The sequence below is a fragment of the Hamadaea flava genome, assembly GCF_024172085.1.
GTDB classification, from domain to species: domain Bacteria; phylum Actinomycetota; class Actinomycetes; order Mycobacteriales; family Micromonosporaceae; genus Hamadaea; species Hamadaea flava.
Genome location: NZ_JAMZDZ010000001.1, coordinates 5,366,447 through 5,385,940, shown reverse-complemented (window position 1 = coordinate 5,385,940; position 19,494 = coordinate 5,366,447). Strand labels below are relative to the sequence as shown.

16 protein-coding genes are annotated in these 19,494 nt (G+C 68.9%); 6 read left to right on the top strand and 10 right to left on the bottom strand.

Features of this window, described 5'->3' with window-relative positions; all coding sequences use genetic code 11:
- Positions 1–48: 48 nt before the first annotated feature.
- The gene (locus HDA40_RS25395; RefSeq protein ID WP_253760064.1) at positions 49–1,419 is read left to right on the top strand and encodes a cell division protein PerM; all 1,371 of its coding nucleotides are present in this window, start codon (positions 49–51) and stop codon (positions 1,417–1,419) included.
- 46 nt (positions 1,420–1,465) lie between these two features.
- Here HDA40_RS25395 and HDA40_RS25390 read toward each other — a convergent pair whose 3' ends face one another.
- Positions 1,466–1,702 (bottom strand): hypothetical protein, encoded by a 237-nt coding sequence (locus HDA40_RS25390; protein ID WP_253760063.1) that lies wholly within the window; start codon positions 1,700–1,702, stop codon positions 1,466–1,468.
- 169 nt (positions 1,703–1,871) lie between these two features.
- On the bottom strand, positions 1,872–2,522 hold the full coding sequence (locus tag HDA40_RS25385) for a DUF4190 domain-containing protein (RefSeq protein WP_253760062.1): 651 nt from the start codon (positions 2,520–2,522) through the stop codon (positions 1,872–1,874).
- A gap of 113 nt (positions 2,523–2,635) precedes the next feature.
- Here HDA40_RS25385 and purN point away from each other — a divergent pair, with 113 nt between their 5' ends.
- Complete coding sequence (gene purN, locus HDA40_RS25380; protein WP_253760061.1) at positions 2,636–3,292, top strand: phosphoribosylglycinamide formyltransferase; 657 nt, start codon at positions 2,636–2,638, stop codon at positions 3,290–3,292.
- Positions 3,289–4,902, top strand: coding sequence for a bifunctional phosphoribosylaminoimidazolecarboxamide formyltransferase/IMP cyclohydrolase (purH, locus tag HDA40_RS25375; RefSeq protein ID WP_253760060.1), 1,614 nt, complete (start codon positions 3,289–3,291; stop codon positions 4,900–4,902). Before purN ends, purH begins: the two co-directional genes overlap by 4 nt.
- Before the next feature lie 146 nt (positions 4,903–5,048).
- Here purH and HDA40_RS25370 read toward each other — a convergent pair whose 3' ends face one another.
- The 5 genes from HDA40_RS25370 to HDA40_RS25350 all read right to left on the bottom strand — a co-directional run bounded on the left by HDA40_RS25370 (position 5,049) and on the right by HDA40_RS25350 (position 10,694).
- Entirely contained in the window at positions 5,049–6,059 is a 1,011-nt protein-coding gene (locus HDA40_RS25370; RefSeq protein ID WP_253760059.1) for an ABC transporter ATP-binding protein, read from the bottom strand.
- Complete coding sequence (locus HDA40_RS25365; RefSeq protein WP_253760058.1) at positions 6,046–7,035, bottom strand: ABC transporter ATP-binding protein; 990 nt, start codon at positions 7,033–7,035, stop codon at positions 6,046–6,048. The genes HDA40_RS25370 and HDA40_RS25365 overlap by 14 nt, the downstream gene beginning before the upstream one ends.
- Before the next feature lie 5 nt (positions 7,036–7,040).
- Positions 7,041–7,994, bottom strand: coding sequence for an ABC transporter permease (locus HDA40_RS25360; protein ID WP_308197762.1), 954 nt, complete (start codon positions 7,992–7,994; stop codon positions 7,041–7,043).
- Positions 7,987–8,910: an ABC transporter permease gene (locus HDA40_RS25355; protein ID WP_253760057.1), complete on the bottom strand. Its 924-nt coding sequence runs from the start codon at positions 8,908–8,910 to the stop codon at positions 7,987–7,989. The genes HDA40_RS25360 and HDA40_RS25355 overlap by 8 nt, the downstream gene beginning before the upstream one ends.
- Before the next feature lie 167 nt (positions 8,911–9,077).
- Complete coding sequence (locus tag HDA40_RS25350; protein ID WP_253760056.1) at positions 9,078–10,694, bottom strand: peptide ABC transporter substrate-binding protein; 1,617 nt, start codon at positions 10,692–10,694, stop codon at positions 9,078–9,080.
- Between the two features lie 483 nt (positions 10,695–11,177).
- Here HDA40_RS25350 and HDA40_RS25345 point away from each other — a divergent pair, with 483 nt between their 5' ends.
- Positions 11,178–12,044 carry a bifunctional methylenetetrahydrofolate dehydrogenase/methenyltetrahydrofolate cyclohydrolase gene (locus HDA40_RS25345; protein WP_253760055.1) on the top strand — a complete coding sequence of 289 codons (867 nt, stop codon included), beginning with the start codon at positions 11,178–11,180 and terminating at the stop codon, positions 12,042–12,044.
- A 375-nt stretch (positions 12,045–12,419) separates the two neighbouring features.
- On the opposite strand, the gene pcrA is transcribed toward HDA40_RS25345, so the two are convergent.
- On the bottom strand, positions 12,420–14,846 hold the full coding sequence (gene pcrA, locus HDA40_RS25340; RefSeq protein ID WP_253760054.1) for a DNA helicase PcrA: 2,427 nt from the start codon (positions 14,844–14,846) through the stop codon (positions 12,420–12,422).
- Positions 14,847–15,004: 158 nt separating this feature from the next.
- Between pcrA and HDA40_RS25335 the strand changes: the two genes are divergently transcribed.
- A complete protein-coding gene (locus HDA40_RS25335; protein WP_253760053.1) occupies positions 15,005–16,897 on the top strand; it encodes a bifunctional metallophosphatase/5'-nucleotidase in 1,893 nt (630 codons plus the stop codon).
- A gap of 221 nt (positions 16,898–17,118) precedes the next feature.
- Entirely contained in the window at positions 17,119–17,454 is a 336-nt protein-coding gene (locus HDA40_RS25330) for a chorismate mutase (RefSeq protein WP_253760052.1), read from the top strand.
- A gap of 18 nt (positions 17,455–17,472) precedes the next feature.
- Here the strand turns inward: HDA40_RS25330 and HDA40_RS25325 are convergent, their stop codons facing one another.
- Entirely contained in the window at positions 17,473–18,156 is a 684-nt protein-coding gene (locus HDA40_RS25325; protein ID WP_253760051.1) for a response regulator, read from the bottom strand.
- Positions 18,156–19,364 (bottom strand): ATP-binding protein, encoded by a 1,209-nt coding sequence (locus HDA40_RS25320; RefSeq protein WP_308197760.1) that lies wholly within the window; start codon positions 19,362–19,364, stop codon positions 18,156–18,158. Before HDA40_RS25320 ends, HDA40_RS25325 begins: the two co-directional genes overlap by 1 nt.
- Between the last annotated feature and the right edge of the window lie 130 nt (positions 19,365–19,494).

The following is a 19,494-nucleotide window of genomic DNA, read 5'->3' as shown; positions in this document are numbered from 1 at the left end:
TGAGTACTTTGTGGTTATCGAGTTGCTCTTGTGGTTAGGTTGGCGCTGATGGCAGGCACCCCGGACGAAGAGACGCTGGCGGCGGCGGAGGCGAGGCACCTGTCGCTGCGGGAGACCGTCGCGTTCGATCTCCACCAGCCGGCCGGGCCGTCCGATGCCGACGAGATCCGGGTTCCCCGGCAGAGCGCGCGCGGTCGCGCGGCGATGGCGACGACGCGACGCGTACGCCCGTTGCCGTGGCCTCGGGCGATGGCGGCAACCGTGGTGAACGCCCTGCTCGCGGCGTTGACGGCGGTGCTGCCCGTTACCCTGCTGACCGCCGGTGCGCTGCTCGCCGCGAATCAGCCCGTGAGCACGGCGACGAGTGTACGGGTGGGGCTGGCGGGCTGGCTGCTCAGTCTCGGTGTGCCACTTCGGACCGACCTCGGGACGCTGACCCTGGCGCCGCTGGCGCTCGGCGCGCTGGCGTGCTGGCGGCTCTTCCGGGCCGGGGTGCACACGACTCGGGCGCTCGGCGCGCGCGGCAGCCGGGATCTGCGCCGGGTCGGCCAGATCGGGCTGCTCCTCGGCGTGGCGTACGCCGTCCTCACCGGACTGTCCGGCTGGTTCGTCGACGCCGGGGCGATCGGGGTCGCTCCCCTGCGCGCGGCCCTGCACGGCCTCGTCAGTGGAGCGATCTTCGCCGCACTCGGTGCGCTGCGGGCCACTGGTGCCATCGCGGTCGTCGCTCGACGCGTACCCAAGGTGATTCGAGACGCGACGCGGACCGGCGGCGTGGCCGCGCTGCTGGTGATCGGCGCGGGCGCGGGCGTGACCGGCGTGGCGGTGGCGCTGCACGGCGGCGACGCGAACGCGATCCTCGCGGGCTATCGGACGGATGTGACCGGGCAGGCCGGCGTGACCCTGGTAAGCCTGGCGCTGGCCCCGAACATGGCCGTGTGGGCGGCCGCCTACCTGCTCGGACCCGGGTTCGCCTTCGGACCGGCCGGCGTGGTGCGGGCCTCCTTCGTCGGTCTCGACGACGTACGCCTCCCGGCGCTGCCCGCGTTCGCGGCGATGCCGGAGAGCGCCCTCGGCGGGCTGGCGAACGCCGTGCTGGGATTGCCGCTATTGGCCGGCATCGCGGCGGGCTGGCTGCTGACCCGGCGGCGGTTGCGCCCGCGCGACGGGGTCATTCCGGAGGTGCGGTGGGGGCACCTGCTGACCGGCTCGATCCTCGCCGGTCCGGTGGCCGGGCTGGTGCTGGGGCTCGCCGCGGCCGTCGCGAGCGGGCGACTGACCACCGCGGTCGGCCAGGTCGGACCGGTGCCGCTCAGCGTGGCCTTGATGGGCTCGGGGGTGACCGCCCTGGGCTGCCTCATCGGTGCGCTCGGGACGCGCCCGCTCTACGAAGCCCGCCGACGCACCGCGGCGGAATAGGAACAGCGGGCGACCTCCAGGGCCGCCCGCTGTCTCAGGTACGCGATCAGCGGTTCACGTTGATGATGATGCCGGCGATGAGGTTCAGCGCGGCGATCACGTAGGCCACGATCGCGAGAGTGGCCGGCTTGCCGTTCTTGTTCGCCTGGATGTGCGACAACACACCGAAGATGACACCGATCGGCGCGCAGCAGAGCGCGAAGACGATGCCGAGCACACCGAAGAGGGTGGTGTTGTCCTTACCGGCCGGAGCAGCCGGCTGCGGAACGACGGGCTGGGTCATAAGGGGTTCTCCTTAGCTTGTCAGCCCCATCAATGGGGCACGCGGGATTGTAATCATGTCCTGCAACAGTTGTGACCCCTGTTTGACAAGTAAATCTGTGGGGCTGCTGTGAAAACACGGCAGGGCGACCGGAGATCGGACGAATCCCCGGCCGCCCCTGGCCACTCGCTCAGTAGTTGTCGACGACCTGGTCGTGCAGGTTGTCATTCCAATGGGTGGTGAAATTGCACAGCGCGCCGAGAAGCGCGATGACACCGAGCACGATGCCCACCCAGCCGAGCCATTTCATGCTGGCGCGGTGCTGCTTGACCCGTTGCAGATGCAGGATGCCCAGGACCACGGCCGGGATGCCGCCCAGGAACGGCGCGCCGTCCAGGAACCAGCAGCAACAGCAGCCGGTGCCGATGATGCCGAAGATCAGGGCGAGCCAGCCCAGGATGTTGTTCGGGCCGCCCATCCGGTTCATCATCGAGTTCGGATCGCCCGGGGGCGGAGACGCCGGCGGGGCGTACGTGGGCTGGCCGGGCGTCGCGTAGCCGCCCTGCGGCTGACCCTGGCCATAGCCGCCCTGCGGCTGGCCGTAACCGCCCTGCGGCTGGCCGTAACCGCCGGCCGACGGCGTCGTCTGCGGTGCCGGTGGAGGCGGCGGGGGGATGTCCGGCGTGCTCGACTGCCCCACTGGATCCGGCGCGGCGACCGGTTCGGGCGCGGCGGGCGGCACGGCCCACGAAGCCTCGTGGGCGCCCGCACCCGTCGGAGTGTCGGGCGTGTCGGGGGTACCGGTTGTGCGCTCCGGCTCCGGTGTGTCCGGTGAGGTCACGGCAACCTCCTCCTGGCGGTCTTAGCTAACTTTGTGGTGTTTTGCCCAACATAGGGCACTTCATCGACCTGGGTCCGCGAAATCGCAGATACCGGGCCGGATAGGGTTTGCCGGTGACCACTCGCAGCCCCCGCGCCGGGGAGGCGCTCGCGCCGAGCCGCCAGGAGCGCAGTCGGCTCGTGGTGCTGATCTCCGGTTCGGGCTCCAATCTCCAGGCGCTCCTCGACGCGTGCGCCGATCCGGCGTACGGGGCTGAGGTCGTGGCCGTCGGAGCGGACCGGGACGGCATCGCCGGGCTCGATCGGGCCGCCACGGCCGGCGTACCGGCCTTCGTGCACAAGGTCGCCGATCATGCCGACCGGGTCGCCTGGGATCAGGCGCTCACCCAGTCCGTCCGGGCGTACGAGCCGGACCTGGTGATCAGTGCCGGCTTCCTGAAACTCGTCGGCAAGGCGTTCCTCACGGAGTTCGGCGGCCGTTACATCAACACGCACAACGCGCTGCTGCCGTCGTTCCCGGGCATCCACGGCCCGCGCGACGCCCTGGCGTACGGCGTGAAGGTCTCCGGCGCCACGTTGTTCGTCGTCGACGACGGTGTGGACACCGGGCAGATCATCGCGCAGGTGGCGGTGCCCGTCCTCGACGACGACACCGAGGAGACGCTCACCGAGCGGATCAAGGAAGCCGAGCGGGCACAGCTCGTGGAGTACGTCGGGCGCATGGCCCGCAACGGTTGGACCATCTCTGGACGAAAGGTGACAGTCGGGTGACCATCGAGGCCGCCGCCGAGCGTAAGCCGATCAAGCGGGCGCTGATCAGCGTCACGGACAAGTCGGGGCTGGAGGGCCTCGTGAAGGCGCTGCGCCAGGCGGGCGTGGAGATCTTCGCGACCAGTTCCACCGCTGCCTTCCTGGAGACCGTGGGTCCGCCGGTCCACCGGGTCGAGGACCTCACCGGGTTCGGGGAGGCGCTGGGCGGCCGGGTCAAGACCCTGCACCCGAACGTCCACGCCGGGCTGCTGGCCGACACCACCAACCCCGAGCACGTCGCCGAGCTGGAGAAGCTGGGTATCGAGCCGTTCGACCTGCTGGTCTCGAACCTCTACCCGTTCCAGAAGACGGTGGCCTCCGGCGCGTCGCTGGAGGAGTGCGTCGAGAACATCGACATCGGCGGGCCGGCGATGGTCCGCGCGGCCGCGAAGAACCACAACAGCGTCGCGGTCGTCGTCGCGCCGCAGGACTACACGGTCATCCACGCCGCGCTGAAGCTCGGCGGCTTCTCGCTCACCGAGCGGCGGGCCATGGCCGCCCGCGCGTTCGCCGAGATCGCCGACTACGACCTGGCGATCGCCCAGTGGACCGGGGCCAACCTGGTCGAGCTGGAGCCGACCGCCCCGGGTGCCAACAGCTGGCCGGAGTTCGGCGGCATCGCCGGCTGGCGCGTGGCCAACCTGCGGTACGGCGAGAACCCGCACCAGGCCGCGGCGCTCTACATCGACCCGTGGGGCGCGGCCGGGCTGGCCCGGGCGCAGCAGCTCGGCGGCAAGGAGATGTCCTACAACAACTACGTGGACGCCGACGCCGCCTGGGCCGCGTGCAACACCTACGAGGGCGTGGCCTGCGTCGCGATCGTCAAGCACAACAATCCGTGCGGCATCGCCATCTCGCTGGAGTCAGTCGCCGACGCGCATCGCAAGGCGCACGCGTGCGACCCGGTCTCGGCGTACGGCGGGGTCATCGCGGCCAACACCGTCGTGACCGAGGAGATGGCCCGCCAGCTGGACGGGGTCTTCACCGAGGTCATCGTGGCCCCCGGCTACACCGACGACGCGCTCGCCGTCCTCACCGCGAAGAAGAATCTGCGTACGCTCGTCGCCCCGGCCTGGCAGCCGCAGGGCGTGGAGCTGAAGCAGATCTCCGGCGGCTTCCTGGCCCAGACGCGGGACCTGTTGCAGGCCGACGGCGACTATGTGGACAACTGGCGGCTGGTCTCCGGCGAGCCGGCGACCGCGGAGCAGCTCGACGACCTCGAGTTCGCGTGGGGCGCCTGCAAGTTCGCCAAGAGCAACGCGATCCTCATCGCCAAGGGCGGCGCGGCCGTCGGCATCGGCATGGGCCAGGTCAACCGGCTGGACTCCGCCCGGCTGGCCGTCTCCCGGGCCAACACCCTGGGCGAGGAAGGCGTCGAGCGTACGCCGGGCGCGGTCGCCGCGTCGGACGCGTACTTCCCGTTCCCGGACGGGCTGGAGATCCTGATCGAGGCCGGGGTGACCGCCGTCGTCCAGCCCGGCGGGTCGATCCGGGACGACCAGGTCATCGAGGCCGCGCAGAAGGCCGGCATCACGATGTACTTCACCGGCAGCCGGCACTTCTGGCATTGAGACGCAGTCTCAGTGCCAGAAGCAGCAGCTCAGCTGGCACTAGTGCCAGAAGCAGCAGCTCAGCTGGCACTGAGCACTGATAGTCGAGTGAACTGCGAAAGGGCCGTCCCGAAACCGGGGCGGCCCTTTCGGCGTACAACCTGAAGTTAAGCGACCACGTGCCGCTGTTCGGCGAAGTGGCAGGCGGACGGGTGGGGGTCCGCGGCCGGGCGGAGCACGAGCAGCGGCTCCTCCACGGCGCACTTCTCCTGGGCCTTCCAGCAGCGCGTGCGGAACCGGCACCCGGACGGCGGATTGGCCGGCGACGGCACGTCGCCCTCCAGTCGGATGACCTCGCGATGGGCGCGGGCCTCGGGGTCGGGCACCGGCACGGCGGAGAGCAGGGCCTGGGTGTACGGGTGGGTGGGCCGCGCGTAGATCTCGTCCTCAGTGCCCAGCTCGACGATCTTGCCGAGGTACATCACGCCGACCCGGTCGGAGATGTGACGGACCACGGACAGGTCGTGGGCGATGAAGATGTACGACAGGCCGAACTCGTCCTGCAGCTTCTCCAGCAGGTTGATGACCTGGGCCTGGATCGACACGTCGAGGGCCGAGACGGGCTCGTCGCAGACGATGACCTCGGGTCGCAGCGCGAGCGCGCGGGCGATGCCGATGCGCTGACGCTGGCCGCCGGAGAACTGGTGCGGGTAGCGGTTGATGTGCTCCGGGTTCAGCCCGACCAGGTCCAGCAGCTCCCGCACCCGGCGCTGCCGGTCGCCCTTGGGCGCGGCCTCCGGGTGGATCTCGTACGGCTCGCCGATGATGTCGCCGACGGTCATCCGGGGGTTCAGCGAGGTGTACGGGTCCTGCATGACCATCTGCACGTTGCGGCGCAGCCGGCGCAGCTCCGAGCCGCCCATCTTGTAGATGTCACGGCCGTTGAGCTTGGCCCGCCCGGCGGTCGGCGTCTCCAGCCGCATCAGCAGCTTGGCCAGCGTCGACTTGCCACAGCCGGACTCGCCGACGATGCCCAGCGTCTCCCCGCGCTTCAGCTCGAAGGAGACCCCGTCGACCGCCTTGACCTCGCCGACCTTGGACTTGAAGAGGATGCCCTGCCGGATCGGGAAGTGCTTGACCAGGTTCTCGACCTGGAGGATGGTCTCAGATTCGGCCATCGAGCAGCTCCTTCGCGAAATGGCAGGCGCTGGTCCGACCTCCGCCGAGGTCGAGCAGCGGCGGCGTGTTCGTCACGCAGATGTCCTGCGCGTACTTGCAGCGCGGGTGGAACGCGCAGCCGGACGGCGGGCGCAGCAGGTTCGGCGGCAGGCCCTTGATGGTGGCCAGTTCGGTGCCCTTGGCGTCCAGCCGCGGGATCGATTCCAGCAGCCCCTTGGTGTACGGGTGGGCCGGGTTCTTGTAGAGCGCGTGGACGTCCGCGTGCTCGACGATGCGGCCGGCGTACATGACCGCGATGCGGTCCGCCACGTCGGCGACGACACCCAGGTCGTGGGTGATCAGGATCATCGCCATGTTGAGGTCCCGGCGCAGCTCGGCCAGCAGGTCCATGATCTGGGCCTGCACGGTGACGTCCAGCGCCGTCGTCGGCTCGTCGGCGATGAGCACCTTCGGGTCCATCGCCAGCGACATCGCGATCATCACGCGCTGCCGCATGCCGCCGGAGAACTGGTGCGGGTAGTCCTTCACCCGCGCCTTGGCCGCCGGGATCTTGACCTGGTCCATCAGCTCGACGGCGCGGTTCATCGCGTCCGCCTTGGACATGCCCTTGCGCTTGCGCAGGGTCTCCGAGATCTGGCTGCCGACGGTGAAGACCGGGTTGAGCGAGGACAGGGCGTCCTGGAAGACCATCGAGATCTCCTCGCCCCGAGTCTTGCGGCGCTCCTCCTTGGACATGGTCAGCAGGTCCCGGCCCCGGTAGAGGATGCGACCCTTGGTGATCTTCCCCGGCGGCATGTCGAGGATGCCCATGATGGCCTGGGCCGTCACCGACTTGCCGGAGCCCGACTCACCGAGCACGGCCAGCGTCTCACCCGGGTTCAGGTGGTAGGACACGCCGTTGATGACCTTGGATACGCCATCTCGCGTGTGGAACTCGATGAAGAGGTTGTCTACTTCGAGGAGGTGCTCACTCATTCGCCTCACCGCATCTTCGGGTCGAAGGCTTCGCGGATGGCGTCGCCCAGCATGATGAAGGCCAGCACGGTCAGGGCCAGGAACACCGACGGCACGATCAGCGGCGTGGCGTCCTCACGCATGTGCACGCGGGCGTCGGAGATGTCCAGACCCCACGAGATGCTGGGCGATTGGAGCCCGACACCCAGGAAGGACAGCGTCGCCTCGGCGGCGATGAACGACCCGAGCGCGATCGTGATGATCACCAGGAACGGCGCCAGCACGTTCGGCATGATGTGCCGCCACATGATCCGGCCGTTGCCCGCGCCCAGCATCCGCGCCGCGGCGACGTAGTCCTGCTGCTTGGCGCTGATCACCGAGGAGCGGACGACTCGGGCGGCGGTGGTCCAGCCGAAGACGCCCAGGATGGCGATGAGGGCGAAGAGCCGGAGGTTCTGGTCGTCGTTCGGCAGGTTCTTCATCAGCACGATCGCGGCCAGGATCAGCGGGATCGCCAGGGCGACGTCGATGATGCGGGAGACCGCCGCGTCGATCCAGCCGCCGAAGTACCCGGCGACCATGCCGACGACCATCGCCAGCAGACCGGCCAGGATGGCCGCACCGGCTCCGATGAGCAGCGAGTTGCGGGCGCCGTAGACGGCGTGTGCCCAGACGTCGCAACCCTGGAAGTTGTAGCCGAAGATGGCCGCGCCGGACGGGCCCTGCATCTGGCGGGAGCCGACGCAGTAGTTGGGGTCCGCGTTGGTGAACAGCGACGGCCAGATGGCCATCACCAGCACGATCAGCGCGATCACCGTCCCGACCCAGAACACGGCGTTCCGGCGCAGCTCGTGCCACGCGTCGGCGGCCGCGCTGCGGACCTTGGTGATCTCGGCCGGCTGCTCGGCGCCGGCGGGGAACAGGGACCTGCGATCGGTGGTGCTCAGCTCGCTGCCGGTCTCGGTCTCAAAGTCACTCATAGCGGATCCTCGGGTCCAGTACGGCGTAGAGCAGGTCGACGACCAGGTTGGCCACGATGTAGATGACCACCAGGAGGCTGACGAAGGTGATGACGGTCGGCCCGTCGTCCAGGTGAATGGCCTTGTAGAGCTGACCGCCGATGCCGGGGATGTTGAAGACGCCCTCGGTGATGATCGCGCCGCCCATCAGGTTGCCCAGCTCGACGCCGAGGAAGGTGATGATCGGGATCAGGGAGTTCCGCAGCACGTGTACGCCGACCACCCGGAAGCGGGTGAGGCCCTTGGAGGTGGCGGTCCGGACGTAGTCGGCGCGGAGGTTGTCGAAGAACGAGGCGCGGGTCAGCCGCATCGCCGTCGCCAGCGACAGTGCGCCGAGCACGAGGCCGGGCAGGATCAGCGAGGTGAACGGCTTCTCGAAGGTGTAGTTGACCGGGAAGATCTTCCACTGGATGCCGAACAGGTACTGGGCCAGCGGCGCCAGCACGATGCTCGGGATGCCGATCACGACGAGGGTGAGCACCAGGGAGGTGGTGTCGAAGATGCCGCCGCGGCGGAGCGCCGCCACGATACCGAGGGTGACGCCGACGACGATCGTGAAGGTGATCGCGATCAGGGCGATGCGGCCCGTCAGCGACAGCGCCTGGCCGACGTTCTCGAACACGTTGCGGCCGGTGTAGGACGTCAGGTTCCCCGTGAAGAAGTCCTTCAGGAAGTACAGATAGCGGGTGAAGAAGTTCTCGTTGAGGTGGAACTGCTCGGTCAGCGCCGCGCGCTGCTGCGCGGTGACCGGCTTCTCACCAGCGAGCGCCTGGATGGGGTCGCCACCGCCGGCGAACATCAGGCTGTACACGATGAACGTGGCGCCGAAGAAGGTGAGCACGCCTTGTAGCAGCCGGCGCACAATGTAGCGGAACATGAGTCAAGTCTCTCCGGATGTGGGAGGGTTCGGGGCGAATCCCCCAAATCGGGACTGCCCCCGCACGGGCCCGGAAAGATCTTGAGGCCCGGCTCACTGGGAGGTGGCGCCGCCCCCTCCGTTGTGCGGAGAGTGACGACGCCACCCCGATCAAGACTGGGCTGAAATCAGCCGGTGTACTCGATCTTCAGCAGGTCGACCCGGTTGAAGAGGTCGATCTCGACGTTCTTGACCTTGGTCGAGATGCCGTAGTTGTTCTGGCCGAACCGGAGCGGGAGCACCGGCATGTCCTTGGCGAGGAGATCCTCGGCCTGCTGCCACTTCTGGATGGCGGCGTCCGAGCTGCTGGCCTCCCGGCCTTCCTGGACGAGCTTGTCGAACTCGGAGTTGCTGTAGCCGTAGTAGTTCGACGAGCCGTTGGTGCTGTACAGCGGGCCGAGGTAGTTCTCCATGGACGGGTAGTCCATGATCCAGCCCATCCGGAACATGCCGACTTCCTGCTTCTTCTCAACCTTGTTGAGCAGGTCGGCGAACTTGGCGGTCGGGATGCCCACGCACTCCACACCCAGGTTGTTCTTCAGCTGGTTGCAGGTGGCGTCGACCCAGTCCTTGTGACCGCCGTCGGCGTTGTAGGAGATCTCGAGCTTCGACGGGCCGCCGTTCTCCGTGTAGAGCTTCTTGGCCTCGGTCGCGTTGAACTCGCAGTTCGCACCACAGGTGTTGTCGCGGTACCCGCCGACGACCGGCGAGACGAAGGAGTACGCCGCCTTCTGCGAACCCTTGAAGACCTGGTCCACGATCGCCTGGCGGTCGATCGCCATGGAGATCGCCTTCCGGACGTTGACGTTCGAGAAGTTCTTGTCGTACGTCGGGAACGCCAGGAACTGGAAGCTCGAAGCCGGGCTGTGCAGGTAGCGGTCGCCCAGGTCGCCCTCGGCGGTCGACAGGTTCTCGGTCGGGATCGTCAGCATGACGTCGTTGTTCCCGGCCAGCAGGTCGGCGTACTCGGCCGAGGGCTGCTGGTAGATGGTGAACTGAACGCCGGTGACCTTCGGCTGCTCACCCTTGTAGTCGTCGTACTTGGTGACCGAGATCTTCTGGTCGTGCTGCCAGGTGCCGTCCATCTTGAACGGTCCGTCACCGATCGGCGCGTCCTTGAAGTCCGACTTCACGGTGCCGTCGGAGTTGAAGGCCGCCTTCGGCAGCGGGTAGAAGGCCGTGTAGCCCAGCATCGTCTTGAAGTCGCTGAACGGCGCGGAGAGCGTCACGGTGAAGGTCGTGTCGTCGACCTTCTTCAGCCCGGACAGCTTCTGCGCGGTCGGCTGCGGCGACGGGGTAGCCGTCGTGGCCGCCGGGGCGACGTCGTTGTAGCCCGCGATCTGCGAGAAGAAGTACGCGTTCTGGGACGCGCCCTTGTAGGCGGCGGCGTTCCACGCGTCGATGTAGCTGTCGGCCGTGACGGCCTCGCCGTTGTGGAAGGTCCAGCCGCTCTTGATCTTGATCGTCCAGACCTTGTTGTCCGACGACGTGATCGAATCGGCCTGAACCTCGACCGGCTTGTTATCGGCGTCGTAGTTCACGAGCGGCGCATAGAGCGCGGCAAGGACCTGCGAACCACTGGTCTCGTTGGTGTCCGCCGGGGTCAGGTACTGCGGCTCGGCAATACCGATCCTGACGGTGCCGCTGGAGCTGCTACCGCTGTCGCCGCCACCACCGCAGGCCGAGAGGGCCAGTGCGGCGCTGAGCGGGATCGCAGTCCAGGCAGCAAGCCTGCGAACCTGCATTGAGCCTCCTCATCTCCTACGTCGTCACAGGCTGTGACCCGCGACAACGTCCGGCAAAGGTATGGCGAAGCTCGACGCACGCACAAACTCGATCAATCACATTTCTGTGACGATCGAGTGCTGTGAACTTGCGCAGCATCTCCTTGCTCTGATATAGAGCACCGCCCTGCCGGACGGGCGGATATTTCCGGATTATGCCTTATCTGCAGGCCCGCTGGCTTGAAGATGGCCGTCACACTCCGCAAACCAGGCGTGTCCGTTTTGTAGACATATGGTGGTCCAGATAGTGGAATGATGCAGGTCAGGGGGCTAGGAAGTGAGACTTTTAACAGACATGACCGCCCCGTTGCTGTCGCTATAGCAACATCGGCGGGACTTTGATCATGGTCAGTTATCCACAGGTCTGTGAATGTGACGCTGGGTTGTCACATCTGCTACCCCCGCCGGGCGATAGGAAACGTTTGTGCTGGCACGATGAACGGCGTGACGGCGAGCATCCTGGACGGCAAGGCCACGGCGGCGGCGATCAAAGACGAGCTGAAGGCACGGGTCGCCGTGCTACGCGAGCAGGGCGTCGTCCCAGGACTGGGCACCGTCCTGGTCGGCGACGACCCCGGCTCCCACGCGTACGTGGCGGGCAAGCACCGTGACTGCGCCGAGGTCGGCATCGCGTCCCTGCGAAAGGACCTGCCCGCCGACGCGACTCAGGATCAGGTCGAGCAGGCCATCACCGAGCTGAACGCCGACCCGGCCTGCCACGGCTACATCGTCCAGCTGCCGCTGCCGAAGGGCCTGTCCGAGCAGCGTGCCCTGGAACTGATCGACCCCGGCAAGGACGCCGACGGGCTGCACCCGGTCAACCTCGGCCGGCTGGTGCTCGGCTACCCCGCCCCGCTCCCCTGCACCCCGCGCGGCATCGTCGAGCTGCTGCGCCGCTACGAGGTCCCGCTCAACGGCGCCGAGGTCGTGGTCGTCGGCCGGGGCACCACCGTGGGTCGCCCCCTCGGGCTGCTGCTCACCCGGCGTACCGAGAACGCCACCGTGACGCTGTGCCACACCGGGACGAAGGACCTCGTCGCGCATACGCGGCGCGCCGACATCGTCATCATCGCCGCGGGCAACCCCGGCCTGCTCACCGCGGACATGATCCGGCCGGGCGCGGCAGTGGTCGACGTCGGCATCACCCGGGTGGTCGGCGCGGACGGCAAAGGCCGCTACACCGGCGACGTCGCCCCCGGGGTCGCGGAGGTAGCCGGCTGGCTCGCCCCGATGCCGGGCGCGGTCGGCCCGATGACCCGGGCCATGCTCCTCGCCAACGTCGTGGAACGCGCCGAACACCTCGTCGGCTGACCGACGAGCCCACCGCTGTCCGCTCCCACCGCTATCCGCTCCCACCGCCTCCGCCGAGTCCGCCGCATGATCGTCGGCTGCCGACGATCATGGACGTTTTACGGCGCTTCCCGTCGGCAGCCGACGATCAAGAACCCGGAAACCGCCAAGAACGGCGGCCGCCGACGATCTTGGCGGCGACCCGGCGGCGGCCGACGGTGATTCGGCGCGTGCCGGGCGGCGGCCGACGGTGATCAGCGGACCTGGCAGCAGGAAGCACAGGCCTGACGGGCCGGTCCGCCGACGGCGTGACCGAGCCGCGCGGGCCTGGCCGGCGGACCGGCCGGTGCCCGGCGGGAGCGACGGTCTGATCCCCCGCGGACCCGGGAGCCAGATCTAGATCTTCTCCAGCGAGGCGTGGCGGAGCACCAACCACATCACCTGGTCGCCGAAGTCGACCTGGACCTGGGCGCGGGGGCCGTGGCCTTCGACGGCCAGCACCCGGCCCATGCCGTAGCGCTGGTGGTTGACCCGGTCGCCGGGCTCGAGCGAGGGCACCTTGGCCAGATCGCTCGCCGTCGCCAGGCGGGACGGGTCGATGCCCATCTTCGAGGCGAGCTGTGTCGCCCGCGCGGTGCCGCCGACGAACGAGGAGTTGCGATCACGATCGCGCTCCCGCGAGCCTGAACCGATACCGCCGCCCCACGTGGTGGCCGAACTCTCGGTACGCTCCCAGTGCGTGACCTCCGGCGGCAGCTCCTCCAGGAACCGCGACGGCGGGTTGTACTGCGGCTGCCCCCAGGCCGACCGCGTCGCCGCCCGGCTCAGGAACAGGCGCTGCCGGGCGCGCGTGATCCCCACGTACGCGAGCCGCCGTTCCTCTTCCAGTTCGGCGACCTCGCTGAGGCTGCGCATGTGGGGGAAGACGCCGTCTTCCAGGCCGGTCAGGAAGACCACCGGGAATTCGAGGCCCTTCGCGGTGTGCAGGGTCATCAGCGTGACGACACCTTGGTGCTCGGGGTCGTCGCTCGGCACCTGGTCGGCGTCGGCGACCAGGGCGACCTGCTCCAGGAATCCGTCCAGAGTGGCCGGTTCCTCGGCGTCGGCGGCGCGCTCGGTGTATTCCCGGGCGACGCTGACGAGTTCCTGCAGGTTCTCCACTCGGCCCTCGTCCTGCGGGTCGAGGCTGCCCTCCAGCTCGGTGAGGTAGCCGGAACCGGTCAGCACCAGTTCGAGGACCTCTTCCGGCGGTGCGGTCCGGGCCTTCTCGCGGGCGTCGTCCATGAGCTGGACGAACTCGCGGATCGAGTTCGCCGCCCGGGTGGAGATGCCGGGCGCTTCGGAGGCTCGCCGGAGGGCCGCGCCGAACGAGACGCGGTCGCGGTTGGCGAGGGCCTCGACGCACGCTTCGGCCCGGTCGCCGATGCCCCGGCGCGGCGTGTTGAGGATCCGCCGCACGGAGACCGTGTCGTCCTCATTGGTCACCGCACGCAGGTACGCCAGCGCGTCCTTGACCTCTTTGCGCTCGTAGAACCGGACGCCGCCGACGACCTTGTAGGGCAGGCCGAACCGGATGAAGACCTCTTCGAACACCCGGGACTGGGCGTTGGTCCGGTAGAACACCGCGACGTCGCCCGGCCGGGCCTCGTCCTTGTCGGTCAGCGCGTCGATCTGCCGGGCCACCCAGTCGGCCTCGGCGTGTTCGGAGTCGGCGACGTAGCCGACGATCTTCTCGCCTTCACCCTGGTCGGACCACAACCGCTTGGGTTTGCGGCCCGAGTTGCGGTCGATCACCGCGTTGGCCGCGGTCAGGATGGTCTGCGTGGACCGGTAGTTCTGCTCCAGCAGGATCGTGCGCGCCTGCGGATAGTCGCGCTCGAACTCCAGAATGTTGCGGATGGTCGCGCCGCGGAAGGCGTAGATGGACTGGTCGGCGTCGCCGACGACGCAGAGTTCGCCGGTCTCCCCCACCAGCTCCCGGACCAGTTGGTACTGCGCGTGGTTGGTGTCCTGGTACTCGTCGACCAGGACGTGCCGGAACCGCCGCCGGTACTTGTCGGTCACCTCCGGCTTGCTCTGGAGCAAGCGGACGGTGCGCATGATGAGGTCGTCGAAGTCCATCGCCTGCGCCTCGACCAGCCGCCGCTGATACAGCGTGTACGCCTCGGCGAGGACCCGCTCATGCGGACCGGCGGGCTGGAACGACTCCGGATCGATCAGCTCGTTCTTCAGGTTGCTCACCTGCGTCACCAGCGACCGCGGCGGATAACGCTTGGGGTCGAGGTCCAGCTCCCGGGCCACCATCGTCATCAGCCGGCGGGAGTCGTCGGTGTCGTAGATGGTGAAGCTGCTCTTGAGCCCGGCCGCCTCGTGCTCAGCGCGCAGGATGCGTACGCAGGCGGAGTGGAACGTGCTCACCCACATGAGCCGGGCACGGCTGCCCACGACGGACGCCACTCGTTCCTTCAGCTCGCCGGCGGCCTTGTTGGTGAAGGTGATCGCCAGGATCTCCCCGGGATGCACGTCGCGCGCGGCCAGCAGGTACGCGATCCGCTGGGTCAGCACCCGGGTCTTGCCCGAGCCCGCACCGGCCACGATCAGCAGCGGCGACCCCGAATGGGTGACCGCCTCCCGCTGCGGCGGGTTGAGCCCGGCGAGCAGCTCCTCGGCGGACGGCTTCGGCCGCCGCGCCTTCTCCTCGGGCCGGGCGGCTCTGTCGTCCGGCTGGGCGGCGGATGTGCCGGCGGGTCGGTCGACGGAGCCGCCGCCCGACTTACCGTCGTCGGCGGGCGGCTGGGCTGGGAGGTCGAATAGCGCGTGCATCGGGGATGAAGTCTATGTCCGCCCACCGACATCGGCGAAAGGGCGCACGCCGGAGCCATTCCCAGCGCGCTGTCAGAAATTCACATCAGGCGCTCTGGTGCCCGGCGTGGCACAACCGCGAAGATGAGGCGACAAACCCCCGACTCCGGAGGCTCCTCATGTCTTCAACCCGCCGACCCAGCCGGTTCGCGCTGGTCCGGCTCTCCGCCGTTCCGGCGCTGGCGCTCGCGGTGGTGCTCGCGTTGCCGCTGGCCGACGCCGGGCGTACCGATCGGGCGGGCGCGAGCGGCTGGACCCCGCTCAGCCCGGTCTCGGTCACCTACGACAAGAAGGTGCCGCCGGGCCGGACGGCGCACGGCAACCTCCTGTCGTTCAACGACTTCCACGGGGCGATCGACGCGCCCACCGGCAGCGGCGGCCTGATCAACGGCACCCCGGCGGGCGGCGTGGAGTTCCTGACGACCTGGGTGAAGAAGCTGCGTACCGAGGCCGAGGCCTCCGGCGAGCGCTCGCTCACCGTCGCAGCCGGCGACCTCATCGGCGCCAGCCCGCTGGTCAGCGCCGGGTTCCACGACGAGCCCACCATCGAGCTGATGGACAACCTCGGGCTGGACGTCGCCTCGGTCGGCAACCACGAGTTCGACGAGGGCACCGACGAGCTGCTGCGGATGCAGAACGGCGGCTGCCACCCGGTCGACGGCTGCCTCGACGGCGACGGGTTCGCCGGGGCCGATTTCGAGTACCTCGCGGCCAACGCGATCGTCAAGGACACCGGCAAGTCGCTGCTGCCGTCGGTCACCGTGAAGAACTTCCAGGGCGTACGCGTCGGCTTCGTCGGCATGACGCTCCAGAACACGGCGGGCATCGTCGACCCGGCCGGCATCTCCTCGATCGAGTTCAAGAACGAGGTGGAGACGGCCAACAAGCAGGCGGCGCTGTTGAAGCGGGCCGGCGTACAGGCGGTCGTCCTGCTCATCCACGAAGGCGGCCAGCAGAACGCGCCCGCGCCGCTGGACATCTCCGGCTGCGCCGCGTTCGCCGGGGCGATCACCCCGATCGTGGCGGGTCTCGACCCCGCGTTCGGCCTCGTGGTCTCCGGGCACACCCACCGCTACTACTCCTGCGCGCTGCCGAACTCCGCCGGTACGCCGATCGCCGTGACCAGCGCGGGCAGCAACGGCCAGCTCGTCACCGACATCTCGTTCACGCTGGACAAGAAGACCGAGCAGTTCACCTCGGTCGAGGCGCACAACGTGATCGTGGAGAACGGCGTACGCAACGCGGACGGCTCGTGGCAGATCGACGCCAACGGCGTACCGGTGCGGAACGAGGCGCTGAAGGACGCGACCGCCAAGACGATCGCCGACAAGTACCGCACGAAGATCCAGCCGATCGCCAACCGGGTCGTCGGCAAGGTGACCGCCGACATCACGCGTACCGCCGTGGCCAGCGGGGAGAGCCCGCTCGGCGACGTGATCGCGGACGCGCAGCTGGCGTACACCCAGTCGGCCGGCGCGCAGATCGCCCTGATGAACCCGGGCGGCATCCGCGACAACCTGGTCTACTCGGCGTCGACCGGCGGTGAGGCCGCCGGTGAGATCACCTACGGCGAGTGCTTCATCGTACAGCCGTTCAACAACACGCTGGTCACCAAGACGATGACCGGCGACGAACTCCGCTGGGCGCTGGAGCAGCAGTTCACCGGGTTCGAGGGGCAGAGCTCGACCAAGATCCTGCAGGTGAGCAGCGGCTTCACCTACACGTACTCGGCGAGCGCGGCGCTCGGCGGCAAGATCTCCAACCTCGCCCTCAACGGGGTGGCGATCGACCCGGCCGCCACGTTCCGGGTGACGATGAACGGCTTCCTCGACGGCGGCGGCGACTTCACCGCGTACAACTCGGACGGCACGGTCAAGAACCCGAGCCGGCTGAACGTGGGCACCGACAAGATCGTGCACCCGGGCTTCGACATCGACGCCCTGGTCGCGTACTTCGGGGCGCACAGCCAGGTGGCTCCGGGCGCGGCCGACCGGATCACCCGCGCGGCCTGACTCTCACATGGTGGTCGGGCCTGGTGACGGGCCCGGCCACCGTGGCATAGTTGTCCTCGTGCTTCAGCAGGTGCGATTTTATTTTTACGGCTCCGGGAGTCCCGCTGCCGTAGGTCGCGCCTGAGCGCACACCGACCGACGAAAGCCCCGGGCTCCACGAGCCCGGGGCTTTTCGCATGCCCCTGGGCCGAGACCGGACACCGCTCACCAAGGAGAACACGATGACCACCACGGCCCTGACCGGCACGAACGACGGCCTCAACGGCACCGGTACGCGCGAAGAAGGCGCCGCCGAACAGATCATGGATCTTCGCGCGCGGATCGACGAGATCGATGCCGCGCTGATCTCGCTCTGGCAGGAGCGCGCCGCGATCTCGCAACGGGTCGGGGCCACCCGGGTCGCCTCCGGCGGCACGCGACTGGTGCTCTCCCGGGAGCGGGAGATCCTCGACCGGTTCCGCAACGAGCTGGGCGCCGACGGTACGCAGCTGGCCCTGCTGATCCTGCGCGCCGGCCGGGGTCCGCTGGGGATCAGCGGACCGGCCGTCGCCGAGTAGTCCCCGAACGCCCCGGTATCAGACCAGCCGCCGGTCGGCGGCCCACCGGGACAGCTCGTACCGGTTGGACATCTGAAGCTTCCGGAGAACGTTGCTCACGTGCGTCTCGACCGTCTTGATCGAGATGTACAGCTCCTTCGCGATCTCCTTGTACGCGTACCCCCGGGCCAGCAGGCGCAGCACCTCCCGTTCCCGGTTGGTGAGCTGGTCCAGCTCGGGGTCGGCCAGGGAGGCGTCGGGGCGGGCGGCGAAGGCGTCGAGGACGAAGCCGGCCAGCCGCGGGCTGAACACGGCGTCGCCGTCGGCCACCCGGCGGATCGCGGCGGCCAGCTCCTCCGGCGAGATGGTCTTCGTGACGTAGCCCCGGGCGCCGGCCCGGATCAGGCCGATGACGTCCTCGGCGGCGTCGGAGACGCTCAGCGCCAGGAACCGCACCTGCGGGTACGCCCGCCGGGTGGCCTCCAGGACGGCGCGCCCGCCGCCTTCGGGCATGTGCACGTCGAGCAGCACGACGTCCGGCTGGTGGGCGGCGATGGCCGAGATCGCCTCGGGGACGGTGGCCGCCTCCCCGATGACGTCCACGTGGACGCCGAGTTCGGCGCGTACGCCCGCCCGGAACATCGCGTGGTCGTCGACCAGGAAGACCCGCAGCCGCGACGGCTCGGACTCGGTCGGTACGGGCTGGCTGGTGTCGCCGCTCATCAGGCTGTCTCCTTGCTGGTGCCGATCGGCAGGTGCAGGCGCACCTCGGTGCCCTCGCCCGGCTCGCTGCGGATCTCCGCCCGGCCGCCGTGGCGTTGCATCCGGCCGACGATGGAGCCTCTCACGCCGTGCCGGTTGTCGTCGATTGTGGACATGTCGAATCCGACGCCGCGGTCGCGGACGAACACGCTCATCTCGTCCGGCTCCACTTCGGCGTACAGCGAGACGGTGCCGACCTTGGCGTGCCGGGCCGCGTTGACCAGCGCCTCCCGCGTCGCGGCGACCAGTGCCCGGATCCGATCGTCCACCATGCGATCGCCGACCACGACGGTCTCGACGGCGATCGCGAAAGTGTCCTCCACTTCGGCCGCCGCCTCCTCGACCGCGGCCGCGAAGTATTCCTCGGCCGAGCCCATCGGCTTGTAGAGCCAGTTCCGCAGCGACCGCTCCTGGCCCCGGGCGAGCCGGGTGACGGTGGCCTGGTCGGCTGCGTTGCGCTGGATCAGCGCCAGCGTGTGCAGCACCTGGTCGTGGATCATCGCGGCCAGCTCCGCCCGCTCCTGCTCGCGGATGCGGCCTTCCTTCTCGGCTCGCAACGCCGTCGCCGTCCGCCACAAGGTCGGCGCGGCGACCACTCCGACGCCGGTCAACGCGATCAGGGCGAACACGACGGCGAATCCGACGACGGACAGGCTCGGCCCTTCGACCGGGGAATACAGGGTGGCCAGGCCGATGATCCCGACCGCCACCAGCAGGCCGCCGCCGAGCAGGCTGAGCACGAAGGCCGGGCGGCGGTCGCCGCCGAGCAGGCCGGTGAGCTTGGTCAGCCGGCCGGGCTCGGCCTGGTGCCAGATCAGGCCGCCGCCGAGCACCACGAGCGCCAGCAGCCAGCCGGCCGCCAGGGAGATCCCGTCGCCGCCGAAGAGCAGCGTCATCACGACGAGGATGCCGAAGCCGAGCAGCGCGTACGGGACCATCTTGACCGGTTCGCGGCGTACTGGGACATCGCTGTCCTCGTCGCGCATGACCGCCCAGTAGACCGCGTAGAGCACCGCGCCGAGCCCGTGCGCCGCGAGCAGCACCAGGAACGCCACGCGGATGGCCGCCGCGGGCACCCGGACGTGCTCGGCGATGCCGCCGGCCACCCCGGCGACCATGCGGTCCGAGCGGCTGCGGCGCAGCGGTGGGTACGCGGTGGTGGTGGTCACCTCACGATCGTCACATGCCTGCTGCGCGGCGACGACCCTACGCGACCCTGATTCTGTTGTGAGCTGGATTATCAGGGTGGGCTCAGGGTCGGCGCCGGAGGTCTCTGGGGCTGGTCCGGCCCCAGGATGG

What these genes read in the sequence shown, in the direction of transcription:
- HDA40_RS25395 (WP_253760064.1), top strand. Translation starts at nt 49, where the DNA reads ATGGCAGGCACCCCGGACGAAGAGACGCTGGCGGCGGCGGAGGCGAGG.
- HDA40_RS25390 (WP_253760063.1), bottom strand. Translation starts at nt 1,702, where the DNA reads ATGACCCAGCCCGTCGTTCCGCAGCCGGCTGCTCCGGCCGGTAAGGAC.
- HDA40_RS25370 (WP_253760059.1), bottom strand. Translation starts at nt 6,059, where the DNA reads ATGGCCGAATCTGAGACCATCCTCCAGGTCGAGAACCTGGTCAAGCAC.
- HDA40_RS25365 (WP_253760058.1), bottom strand. Translation starts at nt 7,035, where the DNA reads ATGAGTGAGCACCTCCTCGAAGTAGACAACCTCTTCATCGAGTTCCAC.
- HDA40_RS25360 (WP_308197762.1), bottom strand. Translation starts at nt 7,994, where the DNA reads ATGAGTGACTTTGAGACCGAGACCGGCAGCGAGCTGAGCACCACCGAT.
- HDA40_RS25355 (WP_253760057.1), bottom strand. Translation starts at nt 8,910, where the DNA reads ATGTTCCGCTACATTGTGCGCCGGCTGCTACAAGGCGTGCTCACCTTC.
- HDA40_RS25350 (WP_253760056.1), bottom strand. Translation starts at nt 10,694, where the DNA reads ATGCAGGTTCGCAGGCTTGCTGCCTGGACTGCGATCCCGCTCAGCGCC.
- pcrA (WP_253760054.1), bottom strand. Translation starts at nt 14,846, where the DNA reads ATGCACGCGCTATTCGACCTCCCAGCCCAGCCGCCCGCCGACGACGGT.
- HDA40_RS25335 (WP_253760053.1), top strand. Translation starts at nt 15,005, where the DNA reads ATGTCTTCAACCCGCCGACCCAGCCGGTTCGCGCTGGTCCGGCTCTCC.
- HDA40_RS25330 (WP_253760052.1), top strand. Translation starts at nt 17,119, where the DNA reads ATGACCACCACGGCCCTGACCGGCACGAACGACGGCCTCAACGGCACC.
- HDA40_RS25325 (WP_253760051.1), bottom strand. Translation starts at nt 18,156, where the DNA reads ATGAGCGGCGACACCAGCCAGCCCGTACCGACCGAGTCCGAGCCGTCG.